At 63.8% G+C, this 12,550-nt stretch carries 14 protein-coding genes; 11 read left to right on the top strand and 3 right to left on the bottom strand.

The window, feature by feature from the left end; translation table 11 throughout:
- The 3 genes from Q0379_RS24065 to Q0379_RS24055 all read right to left on the bottom strand — a co-directional run.
- On the bottom strand, positions 1 to 283 hold a 283-nt coding region (locus Q0379_RS24065; protein ID WP_299017889.1), incomplete at its 3' end, for a MoxR family ATPase.
- Between the two features lie 92 nt (positions 284 to 375).
- Complete coding sequence (pseH, locus tag Q0379_RS24060) at positions 376 to 954, bottom strand: UDP-4-amino-4,6-dideoxy-N-acetyl-beta-L-altrosamine N-acetyltransferase (protein WP_299017887.1); 579 nt, start codon at positions 952 to 954, stop codon at positions 376 to 378.
- Positions 951 to 2,717, bottom strand: coding sequence for a tetratricopeptide repeat protein (locus Q0379_RS24055; protein ID WP_366519351.1), 1,767 nt, complete (start codon positions 2,715 to 2,717; stop codon positions 951 to 953). The genes pseH (Q0379_RS24060) and Q0379_RS24055 overlap by 4 nt, the downstream gene beginning before the upstream one ends.
- A gap of 217 nt (positions 2,718 to 2,934) precedes the next feature.
- Between Q0379_RS24055 and flbT the strand changes: the two genes are divergently transcribed.
- The 11 genes from flbT to ssb all read left to right on the top strand — a co-directional run.
- Positions 2,935 to 3,360, top strand: coding sequence for a flagellar biosynthesis repressor FlbT (flbT, locus tag Q0379_RS24050; protein ID WP_066680259.1), 426 nt, complete (start codon positions 2,935 to 2,937; stop codon positions 3,358 to 3,360).
- The gene (flaF, locus tag Q0379_RS24045; protein ID WP_299017879.1) at positions 3,320 to 3,682 is read left to right on the top strand and encodes a flagellar biosynthesis regulator FlaF; all 363 of its coding nucleotides are present in this window, start codon (positions 3,320 to 3,322) and stop codon (positions 3,680 to 3,682) included. Before flbT ends, flaF begins: the two co-directional genes overlap by 41 nt.
- A gap of 247 nt (positions 3,683 to 3,929) precedes the next feature.
- Positions 3,930 to 4,751 carry a flagellin gene (locus Q0379_RS24040; RefSeq protein ID WP_299017876.1) on the top strand — a complete coding sequence of 274 codons (822 nt, stop codon included), beginning with the start codon at positions 3,930 to 3,932 and terminating at the stop codon, positions 4,749 to 4,751.
- Between the two features lie 275 nt (positions 4,752 to 5,026).
- Entirely contained in the window at positions 5,027 to 5,848 is an 822-nt protein-coding gene (locus Q0379_RS24035; protein ID WP_299017873.1) for a flagellin, read from the top strand.
- Between the two features lie 105 nt (positions 5,849 to 5,953).
- Positions 5,954 to 6,319 carry a flagellar protein FlaG gene (locus Q0379_RS24030; RefSeq protein ID WP_299017871.1) on the top strand — a complete coding sequence of 122 codons (366 nt, stop codon included), beginning with the start codon at positions 5,954 to 5,956 and terminating at the stop codon, positions 6,317 to 6,319.
- A gap of 180 nt (positions 6,320 to 6,499) precedes the next feature.
- The gene (locus Q0379_RS24025) at positions 6,500 to 7,336 is read left to right on the top strand and encodes a flagellin (protein WP_299017868.1); all 837 of its coding nucleotides are present in this window, start codon (positions 6,500 to 6,502) and stop codon (positions 7,334 to 7,336) included.
- A gap of 65 nt (positions 7,337 to 7,401) precedes the next feature.
- Complete coding sequence (gene pseH, locus Q0379_RS24020) at positions 7,402 to 7,956, top strand: UDP-4-amino-4,6-dideoxy-N-acetyl-beta-L-altrosamine N-acetyltransferase (RefSeq protein ID WP_299017865.1); 555 nt, start codon at positions 7,402 to 7,404, stop codon at positions 7,954 to 7,956.
- A gap of 78 nt (positions 7,957 to 8,034) precedes the next feature.
- Complete coding sequence (locus tag Q0379_RS24015) at positions 8,035 to 10,905, top strand: hypothetical protein (RefSeq protein ID WP_299017862.1); 2,871 nt, start codon at positions 8,035 to 8,037, stop codon at positions 10,903 to 10,905.
- Between the two features lie 92 nt (positions 10,906 to 10,997).
- The gene (locus tag Q0379_RS24010) at positions 10,998 to 11,690 is read left to right on the top strand and encodes a hypothetical protein (protein ID WP_299017860.1); all 693 of its coding nucleotides are present in this window, start codon (positions 10,998 to 11,000) and stop codon (positions 11,688 to 11,690) included.
- A 17-nt stretch (positions 11,691 to 11,707) separates the two neighbouring features.
- The gene (locus tag Q0379_RS24005) at positions 11,708 to 12,109 is read left to right on the top strand and encodes a hypothetical protein (RefSeq protein ID WP_299017857.1); all 402 of its coding nucleotides are present in this window, start codon (positions 11,708 to 11,710) and stop codon (positions 12,107 to 12,109) included.
- A gap of 150 nt (positions 12,110 to 12,259) precedes the next feature.
- The coding region (gene ssb, locus Q0379_RS24000; protein WP_299017854.1) for a single-stranded DNA-binding protein at positions 12,260 to 12,550 on the top strand (291 nt) is incomplete at its 3' end.

The following is a 12,550-nucleotide window of genomic DNA, read 5'->3' as shown; positions in this document are numbered from 1 at the left end:
TCTTGACGTCCTTGACCCGTTCATCGCCCAGCTGGCTGTCGCGCAGGCGGGTGACCGCGTCGTATTCGTAAAGACCCTGCTGGGCCTTGGTCGTCGACTTGATGTGCCAGGTGATCAGCGGCGCGCTCATGGCCTTGGCGACTTCGTAGGCCAGCACCGTCTTGCCGGTGCCGGGCTCGCCCTTGATCAGCAAGGGACGTTCCAGAGCCACGGCGGCGTTCACCGCGACCTTCAGGTCCTCGGTCGCCACATAGTCGGAAGTGCCTTCAAAGCGCTGGCTCATGCCCATCTCCGCCGGAAACGACTCCGGTTCGAACAGTTGTTCAAATCGAGCCGATCAAACTACCGGCGCTCTCGCGCTTGGCAAGGGGGAGCTTAAAGCGGGCGGTCGAGCGCGACCTCGGAGAAACCCTTGGCGAGCAGTCGTCGGCGTATCGAAGGCCGGCCGCCGCGCCAGTCTTCGGCCAGCAGGCCAAGGCCGATCACGTCCACGGGTTGGCCTTGCTTGACCACGTGCGCGCGCAACAGCGCCTCCTGATGGAAGCCGCTCGAGAGATGGGAGGCGAGGGCGGCCTGGTTCGTGGCGAGGACTTCCGACCAAAGCTTGCGCAGGCCCAGCGGGCCAAAGGCGTGATCGGCGATCTTGAATTCGGCGAAGCCGCCAAGGCCCATTCCGCGCGCGCTTTCCTCGGCGATGTAGCGAGCGATCGTTCCGCGGCCTTGGATAAGATCGATATCGACGAGGCTGGTCAGGCCGACCGGCCTATCGTCCAGCAGGATGATCCAATCGCGACGTCGAGAATTCGCGGCCAGGCCGTCAAACCAGCGATCGTGCTCTTCCCGTCCTATCAAATGGTCCGAGTACATGAAGGCCGCGACCTGCGGGCTGTTGCGCCAAGTCAGCAGACGCTCCCGGTCGCCGGCGTCGACAGGCCGCAGGTCGGCTTTGGTCATTTTCCGCTTGCGACCTTTTCCCTCAGGGCGTCGGCGATCCGCGCCAAGGCCGGGTCCCACTCGCCCATGATCCGAGGTGAGAACACTCGAGCTTGAGGGTACCAGGGATAATAATCGCTGCCGAGCTTGGTCCACACCTCGGGCGCGGTGAGCAGCCAGATCGGCGCGCCAATCGCGCCAGCCAGGTTCGTGGTCGCGTTCGCGAAGCCCACGATCAGGTCGACCGCGCCGCACAGGGCGGTGACATCATCGAGATCCTGCTTGAGATCGATTCCCGGCAACTGGCAGATGTCGATGCCAAAGGCCTCCTTCGCGTAGGCTATTTCTTCGTCGCAATCCCCGTACTGCAGATTGACGAACGTCACGCCCGGCGTTTCCAGCACGGGGCGCCACGCCTCGAAGGGCGAAAACTGTCGAGCCCGCTCGGCGCTCAGCTTCAAGCTTTTCCAGAGCAGCCCCACCTTCGGGGCCGGACCCAGCTTGTCGAGCTCAGACTTCCAATGGGCGACGCGATCGGGGTCGGCCTTCAGATAGGTGGTCGTCTTCGGGAAGGCGTCGAGTGAACCGCGTAGGGCGGGAAGGAACGCTCCCAGCGGCGCCCAATAGTCGAAGCGCTCCCAGTCTTCGATGGCCGGCGCCGTGCGATAGACGCGACCTTCGTACTGGAAGGTGCGGTGCGTCGTAACTTCGACGTTCGGGAACGAGCGCTTGAATAGCGGTATCAGACGCTTCTCGACCGCAAGTGTCAGAGAACCATCTGGACCCAGCCGATCCAGGATATCCGGCAGCATCCCCGCGAACATCACCTCGTCGCCCAGACCCTGCTCCGCACAGATGAACAAGGATTTGCCCTTGAGGTCCTGGTCCACCCACAAGGTCCCGGGAATGTGGAACCGGGGAGCCTCTGATAGATCGGGCGAAAGGCGGCCCTCGTACGCCTTCCATCCTTCCTCCAGCCGACCAAGGGACAAGCACATGGTCGCCCGGGCGAAGCGCATGATCGCCGCGTCCATCGCGGAGTCCGGCCGCTTCAGCGCACGGTCGATATCGGAAATGGCGCCCTCGACATCACCCATGTCCGATTTGGCGAAGGCGCGATTGTGCCAAGCCTTGCTGTAGTCGGAATTGAGGCGCAGCGCCTCATCGAAGAAGACGATGGAGCCGGACGGGTCGCCTGTATTGCAGACCACGGTGCCTAGGGTGTTCCAGAGCGCGGGCGATTCGGGATGGGTGGCGATCGCTTCCCTCAGCACCTCGATGGCTTCGGGTTCACGGTTCAATTCCCGCAGAGCGCAGGCGAGATTGTTCGACGCTTCGATATTGCCGGGCTGGGCGATGCGGAAGTGCGCGAAAAAGCCTACGGCGAACTCCGGCATGTTCATTCGAAAGGCTAGGCGTCCAAGATCGCCCGCGACGGATCCGTGGTCGACCAGCAGCTTCAAGGCGGCCTCGTAAGCCCGAAGCGACGAGCCGTAATCACCCAGCTTTTCCCGCGAGATTCCGAGGATATGCCAGGCTAGGCCCAGCATCTGATCCTTCTTCAGGAGTTTCAGCGCCAGCTTCTGGGCGAGTTCGAACTCGTCGTTGTGAACTGCAGCGATCGCGCGGCCCAGAAGCTTGGCGTTTTCGATGTTTTTGATCTGCTGCGTGGCCTGCTTGAGCCGCTCTAGGGACTCGGCCGAGGCCGCGTCACCGATGGCGCCTCCCATTTGGCCCACATTCAGCGGCGCCGCGCCCACGTCGGGCTGGGCGAGAGGGCTCACCGACGCTCCAAAGGCGCTTTTTCGGGACATGGGACGAACCTCGGACGCTGCTGTTAACTATGTTTTGAGGCGTTATGCTTAATTGAGTCCTAAGTGTCCGTTTACGATCTTTAAGGATACCGGCAAGACCGCGTTAACCGGTCCGCGTCTAGCTTTGGCGGGTTCCATCATGAATCGATGGTCGGGCGAAGCGGCGTCAACGAAGGAGCGAGTTTAGGTGCCTTTGAAGCTGTCGCTGAAGCCCGGCGAAAAATTCGTCCTGAACGGCGCCGTGGTCCAGAATGGAGACCGGCGCGGCGTTCTCGTGCTCCAGAACAAGGCGTCTGTCCTCCGCGAGAAGGACATCATGCAACCGGACCAGGTCACGACGCCCGCGCGTCATATCTATTTCCCGGTAATGATGATGTATCTGGACGAGGGGGCGGCGGAGAAATTCTATGATGAATTCGCCGCTCGCCTGACGGAGTTCATGGGGGTCGTCCGGAACCCGGGCGTTCTTCAAGACTGTATCGCCATCTCGAAGCACGTGATGGCTCGCGAATACTACAAGGCTCTCATGCTGAGCCGAAAGTTGATTGAATACGAAGACGAGAGGTTGGGGCATGTCTCTTCGGGCGTATCAGCAGGCGGCGACGCGGGCTGAGAATCCCCGTGAAATGGAGTACCGCCTGTTCGGGCAGGTGACGCGCGCCCTGATGGAAGCGTCACAGGCCCCGGCGGATGACTTCGCGAAGCGGATCGATGCGTTGGATTGGAATCGTAAGGTCTGGTCGGCCTTGGCGACCGACTGCTCTTTGCCGGACAACCAGCTTCCGATTGAACTGCGGGCCAGCATCATCTCGCTCAGCTTGTGGGTGAGCCGCCACTCCAGCGCCGTGATGCGCAAGGAGGAGGAGTTCGAGCCTCTGATCGAGATCAACCGCATCATCATGCAGGGCTTGGCGGGGCGCGCCGACGCGGCCTGATTCCGAATTTCCGCAAGACTGAATGTCTTGCCTACCGCCTCTGGAAAAACCTGCCGCCCGGCGAATTCTGCATTCGCCGGGCGGTTTCGTTTTGGGGTTAGGTGTAAATAATTTTCTTTTAAAAACAATGGGTTGAAAATTTTGGCGCGGCCTGCTGCGGCTGGCCCAGCGCTTGCGATGGTTCGCGCGGGCAAAACGCTCGCCCGGCAAGTAGGCCGGATAAATCCCACCAAAACGGTAGGTCGCAATGCTGAACTCAATCAACACCAACGCTGGTGCGCTGATCGCGCTCCAAAACCTGAACGCCACTAACACGGAGCTTGCCACCACCCAGGGCCGTATCAACACCGGCAAAAAGGTCGCTAACGCCAAGGACAACGGCGCGATCTGGTCGATGGCCAAGATGCAGAGCGCGAGCTCCACTTCGTTGAACGCTGTGAAGGATTCGCTCCAGCGCGGTCAGTCGACGATTGATGTTGCTCTCGCGGCAGGCGACACCATCACCGATCTGCTCATGAAGATGAAGGAAAAGGCCCTGGCCGCTTCCGACACTTCTTTGAATAGCTCGTCGCTCAAGGCGCTTAAGGCGGACTTCGACTCTCTTCGCGACCAGATCACCAAGGCCGCGCAGAATTCGATGTTCAATGGCGTCAGCCTTGTGGCCGCCACCGTCAAGCCGTTGGTCTTCCTGGCCAATGCTGATGGCGGCAGCTTCACGGTCATGGCTCAGACCATGAGCCTCGAGGGTCTCGGCCTGACGGGGGCCTCGACGTTCAACACGGCGACCGAAGCCGCCACGATGATCGGCGACATGACAAAAGCGCTGCTGACAGCGACCAACAGATTGTCCGCTCTTGGCACGGCATCGACGGGCCTGGACACGCACCTGACCTTCATTGGGAAGTTGCAGGACAGCCTGGACACCGGCGTGGGCAACCTCGTCGACGCGGATCTGGCGAAGGAAAGCGCCAAGCTCCAGTCGCTGCAAACCAAGCAGCAGCTGGGCGTGCAGGCTCTCTCGATCGCCAATCAGAGCCCGCAGTCCATCCTGTCGCTGTTCAAGGGGTGATCTCCGATACGCCGGACGGCCGTCAAAAACCGTCCGGCGCCTCTTTCCTGCTGGGTGCGCAAAGAGTGCCCGGCAATAATTTCCTACGCCCGAAGCGCCCGGCAGATATTGCCGGGCTTTTTCGTGGTTAATGCATATATAACTGTTTCTTTTCAGTGACTTGTTCTGCGGCTGCCGGTGGGAATTTTTGGCCCGGCAATTGCTACAGGTCTCTCCGAGCAAAATGCTCCCGGCAGCCAAAATGGCGTCGGACACCTTGAAAAGGAACCATTCGTATGCCGCTGAACAGCATCAATACGAACGCGGGCGCGATGATCGCCCTGCAAAACCTGAACGCCACGAACACCGAGCTGGGCGTTACGCAGCAGCGTATCAACACCGGCAAGAAGATCGCCAACGCCAAGGACAACGGCGCCATCTGGGCCATGTCCAAGACGCAGTCGGCCACCGCCCAATCGCTGAACGCCGTGAAGGACTCGCTGCAACGCGGCCAGTCGACCATCGACGTGGCCCTGGCCGCTGGCGACACCATCTCCGACCTGCTGGTGAAGATGAAGGAAAAGGCCCTGGCCGCTTCCGACACTTCGTTGAACACCTCGTCGTTCAACGCCCTGAAGGCGGACTTCGACTCGCTGCGCAATCAGATCACCAAGGCCACGGAAAATTCGAAGTTCAACGGCGTCAGCCTCGTCGGCGCCAGCGCCAAGGCGCTCGTCTTCCTGGCCAACGCGGACGGCACCGGCTTCACCATCTCTGCTCAGACTCTCACCATCGGTGGGCTGGGCTTGAGCGCGACGCCGACCTTCACCACCGCCACCGGCGCCAAGACGATGATCGCTGACATCGACAAGGCCATCGGCACCGCCACCAACAAGCTGGCCGCCCTCGGCACCAGCTCGGTCAGCCTCGACACCCACCTGACCTTCATCGGCAAGCTGCAAGACAGCCTGGAAGCCGGCGTTGGCAACCTGGTGGACGCCGACCTGGCCAAGGAAAGCGCAAAGCTGCAGTCGCTGCAAACCAAGCAACAGCTTGGCGTGCAAGCGCTGTCGATCGCGAACCAATCTACGTCGTCGATCCTGAGCCTGTTCCGTTAAGGAGCTGGAGGGGGCGGGCTCTCTTGGGCCCGCCTCCGCTTTTTCTGAGGGTCGAAGATAGGGAGAAGAAGAGAGGAGGGCCGACCCGCAAGTCGGCGGAAAGATATGGAACCCAAGGCCGCATTGTCGGCGATCAGAGATTTTATCGCCCCCGTGAACGCCCCGGACCCGTCCGAGGGCGCTAAAGCCGTTCAGCGTCAGCTCGGCGCCGCCTTCGGGCAGGCGCAGTCAGCCGACGCCGAGCAACAGCAGGCAGCCGAGGCCAAGCCCGAAGCGCCTGTGAACAACGGACCTCAGCCTGGCGATCTGCGTCTGGTGATCGAACAAAACGATGACACCGGAGACTACGTCTACAAGACCGTGGACCGGCGCACCGGCGAGACGCTGCAGCAGTTTCCCCGCGAGGAGATTCTGAAGCTTCGCGAAGCCTCGCGCTACCACACGGGGGATGTCTACGACGGCAAGGCCTGAGCCGCGGCGGACGCCGTAGCGACGGCGGCCCTGCGACGGCCGGTCGCAGGTCTTAACAGGCATGGTTTATAAGCGTTAACCATGTTCTTACTTTCTGGGCCCAGTCTCGGCGGCGATTAGATCGCACGCCGAATCGCGCGCGATCGCAACCACGGCAAAATCGCCGATCGGAGGCCGCGCATGACGCTGAGCGTCAATACGAACCAGCCCGCGCTGATCGCGCTGCAGAACTTGAACCGCACCAACGACGACATGCAGTCGGTGCAGACCAAGATCAACACGGGCCTGTCCATCTCCACCGCCAAGGACAACGCCGCGATCTGGTCGATCGCTCAGGAGCAGCGCGCCGACATGAGCGCGCTGGGGGCGGTCAAGATGAGCCTGGATCGCGCGACCTCGATCGCCGACGTGGCCTTGGCCGCGGGCGAGTCGGTCTCGGACCTGCTCAAGCTGATGCGCGAGAAGGTGGTGGCGGCCAAGGACACCTCGCTGACCACGACCTCGCTGCAGTCGCTGAATGCGGACTTCCAGGGGATTCTCAAGAACCTCACCCAGGTCATCAGCAGCGCCGTCTTCGATGGAGCCAACCTGCTGGATGGCAGCCAGGCGGCCGACATGACCTTCCTGGCCGACGCGGACGCCGCCCAGGCGATCACGTTGAGCCTTCAGAATCTGACGCTCGGCGGGACGATCAACACCCTTCAGCCGACCGACGACATCCTGACCCCGGCCAACGCGACCGCCGTGCTCACGCGCCTGGACGCGACGATGAGCGCCGTGAACCAGGCCGTCGGCAATATCGGCACCCAGGCCAAGCAGATCGACGCCCACAGCACCTTCGTCAGCAAGCTGAGCGACGTGCTCGAGACCGGTGTCGGCAACCTGGTGGACGCCGATCTCGCCAAGGAAAGCGCGCGTCTGCAGGCCTTGCAGGTCAAGCAGCAACTGGGCGCCCAGGCGCTGTCGATCGCCAACGGCGCGCCGCAGATCATCCTGTCCCTCTTCAAGGGGCAGTAACCCTAGGTGTCGTCGCCGCGCCGGGGTAAGCTTGGCGCGTGCGAGACGGGGAATCGGCGGCGAGTATGATCGAGTTGCGCGACTTGCGGGACGAGGACGAGGCGATCCTCTTTCAGTGGCGCTCGGAGCCCGAGGTCGACCGCTGGATGTCCGACGCCGACCTGCCCAGCCACGAAGCGCACGCCGCCTGGTTCCAGGCCCTGCGGTCCGACCCTGACATGAGGGGCTGGATGATTACGCGCGCCGGCGCGCCCATGGGGTTGCTGACCCTGACGGGGCTGACCAGTCACCACCGCCGCGCCAGCTGGAACTGGTTCCTCGGCTCGGCCGAAGCGCGGGGCAGGGGTGTTGGCCGCGCCGCCCAGGTCCTGGGCCTCGACCGGGCGTTCGGCGAGCTTGGCCTTCACAAGGTGTTCGCCGAGGTCATGGCCGACAACGACGCGGCGCTGAAGGCGCAGTCGGCGGCGGGCTTCCGGCGGGAAGGTTATCTGCGCGGCCATGTCCTGAAGGACGGCCAGCCGCGCGACGTCGTTTTACTGGGGATCCTGGCTTCGGAATGGGGCGAGCTGCGCGAGAACGCGCGCCGGGCGCTGTCGGAGGCGCATCTTATCGCCGCTTAACCTCGACTCTTGAGAGCGGGTTAACGGCGATAGGCGAATGTATCAGCGGGGGACTCCGAGTCCTCGTCAGGACATGCCGTGATCACGTTCGATACCAGCACGCTGCTCAGCTACTATCAGGCCCGAAACGGCCTGACGAGCGCTGCCGCCGCTGGCGTAACATCGGCCACGACGTCCAAATCCAAGACGCCAGTCCCCGAGGCGCCCTGGCTGTCTGGCGCCACGCCGCCCGCGACCGAACTCGTGCGATCGGCGCTGAATGGCCGCAAGTTCGTCGATGAAGGCGCCAGCAGAACCTCCCTGAAGGGCGCGAGCCCGGACTATTCGAAGCTCTTCGCCACCTATCAGGCCCTCAATACGCTTCTGGCCGTCGCCAACCGGGCGGGTGAGAAGCGCGTTGCCGATAGCGAGATCGCTCGGCTGCAGACCGCCATGACGCGGGGCCTTTCCGAGGTCAGCACCTACGTCCAGGGACTGTCACTCGATCAGCTGCGTCTGACCACGGGTGCGGTCATGACCAGCGACAAGGCCAAGGTGGGCGTTCCCAAGGCGAACTACACCTACACCACGGACACCATCTACAGCGGCCAATTCGGCGATCCGGTGCCGAAGTTCCAAGGCAATGTGTCGTTCGACGTCGCGGTGAAGACGTTTGGCGTCACCAAGACGGTGACGATGGACCTGAATGAGATGGGCTCCACGCCGCGGACCATGTCGAACGTGGTCGAGTACATGAACGGCAAGATGAAGGCGGCCGGCTACAACACCGCCTTCGCGGTCCAGCGGACGGCCGGACAAGAACGTACGGTCCAGGTCAATGGAAAACCCGTGGCCCTGCCGGCGACGGGCGATGATTTCGCCCTGAAGGTCAAGGGCGACTCCGCCGAACAGATCAGCTTCAGCGCCCCGACCACGGCTCCGGCGGTCTATGTCACGACCAAGGCGGGCGATCCCGATCCGGACAAGAACACGCTCACCGACGATGGCGTCTACGAGACGACCCTCACCAAGTACAGCGCCGCCGGAACCGGGGGCGGGGCTGGCGCCGGCGCGCCGGGCGGCAAGGTGTTCACGGAGACCTTGCAGGGCACGATCTCCAGTGTGCGCAAGTCGGTCGCGGCCGCGGACGGCTCGATCTACATGCTGGCCGATGTCGCCACCCAGGTCGACGGCAAGCTGGACATCGATGGGCAGCCGATCAAGGGCGAGAGCGACGTCGCCCTGCTGAAGTACGACAGCGCCGGCCACCTGCTGTTCGCCCAGAGCCTGGGGGCCACCGATAACGCCAGCGGCCTGTCCTTGGCGGTCGCCGACGACGGCAGCGTGGCGGTCGCGGGGTCTGTGAGCGGACGGCTGCAGGGCTCGGTCGACGGACCGCTCAACAGTGGCTCCGGCTCGACCCTCACCGACAGCTTCGTCACCCGTTATAGCGCGAATGGCGACGAACAATGGACCGTGCGCCGTGGCGGACTGCAGGAGGACGAAGCCACCGCCCTCGCGTTCGGCGCGGACGGCGTCCTCTATGTCGGCGGTCGCAGCAAGTCTGACCTGCCAGGCTCGGTTGGAACCGATCCCAGCGGCGGTTGGGACGCCTATCTGTCTGCCTTCGCGACGGGAGCCGACGGCAAGCCCAAGGCGCTGTTCACGCAGAAATTCGGTTCGGCGGCCAATGATTCCGTCTCCGATATCGTCGTTAACGGCTCCCAGGTCATCGTCGGCTCGAAGGAGGACGGCAGCGCGGTGCTGCGCAGTTTCGACGTGACCGCCAATGTGGTCACCGAGAACGTCACCCAGCTGAACCAATACGGCGCTTATGAGAGCGTGCCGGTCACCTATACCAAGACGGCGACGCTGAGCGCGGGGGCGACGCGCGATCTCGGCTCGTTGAAAGGCGGCGAGCTGGTTGGTCTCAAGATCGACGGCGGTCAACTCTATGTCGGCGGCTACACGGCCAACAATCTCATGTCGATCAACGGCGCCATGACAGCGCCATCTGGCGGCATGGACGCCTTCGTCGGCCGGTTGTCTCTGGATATCTCCGACAACAGCGCGGACGCCCTGACCTATTATGGCGGAACCGGCGACGACACCGTCACGGGTTTTGACGTCAAGAACGGAACCGCCTGGGTGGTCGGTTCGGCGGGCGCAAACCTCGACGGTTTGCCGACGGTCGGGACGAAGGACGGCTACGTGGCTCAGCTCAATGTCGGTAGCGGGGCGGTGGACTGGAGCCAGCGGCTTTCCGGCAAGGATGGGTACGCCGCGCCGACCTCCGTCGCGGTTTCCGCCGCGGGCGCTTCGGCGCTGGACCTCTTTGGCCTGCCCTCGGGGACGATGGAGTTCAAGCAGTCAGACCGCATTACGACGGCCACCGCCGCCCGGGCCGGCGACACGTTCCAGATCCGCACCCGCGAACGCGGCCCGCTGACCACGATCACCATCGAGGCCAACGACACGCTGGAGACCTTGGCGGACAAGATCAAGCGCGCTTCGGGCTTCCGCGCCAAGGTCGAAACCGTCACCAACGGCGACAACCGCGTGCTGAAGATCAGCCCCGCGCTGAACACCGCAACGATCGAAGTCGTGGCCGGCAAGGGCGGGACCGATGTGTTGACGGCCCTCGGCTTGTCCGGCGGCGTGGTTCGGGCGACGAAGACCGAAAGCGGCAAGACCGTTTCGGCGGATGGCGGCGGGCAGGTCTATGGTCTCCAACTGCCGCCGGAACTGGACCTGACCACCGAAGCCGGGCGAAAGAACGCCAACGTCGTCATCACCCGCGCCTTGTCGCAGATCCGCACCGCCTATCGCGAGACCTCCGACGCGGCCAAGGGGATCAGCAGCGACGACAGCAAGACCTCTGGCAAGACCGACGGCACGGTTCCGAAATACCTTACCGACCAGGTCGCCAACTATCAGGCGGCGCTGAACCGCCTGACAGGCGGCGGCTAACCAGCCCTTTGGCGGGCCGCGAAGGCGACGGGCGGGCTCTTTCCATGGCGGTCGCGCTTGAAAGCGTCATCGTCGCGTCGTAGCCAGGGGCCATGGACTTTCTGAAAGATCGACGGATCGTCGTGCTCGGCGGCGGCGCGGCGCTGGCGCTGCTGGCGGGCCTGGGTATCGCCGCCGCGCTGCTGGCCGGCCACGACCAGAAGCAGACGGAAGCCCCGCCGGCTTCGCGCGCCGGCCTGATCGTCGAGACCGGACGCGACGACGACACCAAGCTCGACCCCGCTCGGCCGCTGCGCTGCTTTGTCGGCGGCGCGTTCGTTGGCGAGATCACCCTGGCCGAATGCGCCAAGAAGAACGGCGTGGCGACTGGCGCGCTGGATGTCGGCGTCGACGAGACGGGCGCCCTGGCCGCCGCCGACCAGGCCGGCACCGTGCTGACGCCCTTGCCGCCGACCCCGACCGTCGACGCGCCCGCCGCGGGTCAGCCCGCCAGCCCCTCGACTCCCGCCACGCCGGCGACGGCTTCGGCCAGTGCGCCCTTGGCCGCCTGCTGGCGCTACGCAGGCGGCGAGTGGCGGCGGCTGCCGGGCGACATCACCTTGAACGCCTGCGCCCAGCAGCTTTTCGGCGGGCGCTGCGAAAAGACCAGCGCGGTCGTCTATGGCCGATGGGGCGAGGAGACCCTGCGCCTGCTGCAAGGGCGCGTTGAGTCCTCTCCGGACAATCGCAGCTTCCACACGGTATTCGAACAGGCGCCGAACTGCCCTAGCCCGAACGCTGGATAGGTTTATAAGTGTAATCCATGAGCAAGACCGTCCTCGCCGCCGCCGTCGTTCTCGCCGCCACGGGCTTCGCGCTCGCGGGCTGCCAGAAGGAGATCAAGCCGCCGTTCGAGCAGGGCGTCTGCTTCCACGTGGCGACGAACAAGGACAAGACGCTGCGCTACAACCCGGTGGCGCGCAACGTCCCGAGCATGGAGGAATGCGCCGCGACCCTGGAGGGCATGCGCATCCGGTTTGTCCGGCTGGGCCAGTCGAACAACCAGGGCATGGTTGGCGCTTACCAGGGCTCCTTCATCTTCCTCGAGAAGGAAGGCATCTATCTGGGGCAGACCTATGACGGGCCGCGCTTCATGTCGCTGGTTCGCACCGGTGACGGCCGTCTGGCCATTCCGGGCGCCATCCGCCGCGTTCCGGCCGAGTAGGCGAGGCGCTCGCGGCTTCGTCCGTCCACAGCCGTCTTTCTCGTCCACAAGAACATATTGAGAACAAAACTTGCGCGGCGCTTAACGCCTCGTTAACGTGCGCGCTCAGATTCCGGCGCATGGGTCGCTGGGCGAGAGCAAGGTCAAGCGATGGCGGGCAGCGTCAACAAGGTCATTCTGGTGGGTAATCTCGGCGCCGATCCCGAGATCCGCAGCCTGGGGTCGGGCGACCGCGTCGCCAATCTCCGCATCGCCACGTCCGAGACCTGGCGCGACCGCAACAGCGGCGAGCGCAAGGAAAAGACCGAGTGGCACCGGGTGGTCATCTTCAACGACAACCTGGTCAAGGTGGCCGAGCAGTATCTGCGCAAGGGCTCGACCGTCTATATCGAGGGCGCTCTGCAGACCCGCAAGTGGACCGACAACACTGGTCAGGAGAAG

The organism is uncultured Caulobacter sp., assembly GCF_937900395.1.
In the GTDB taxonomy this organism is placed as follows: Bacteria; Pseudomonadota; Alphaproteobacteria; order Caulobacterales; family Caulobacteraceae; genus Caulobacter.
This window is presented reverse-complemented; position numbering and strand designations above follow the sequence as displayed.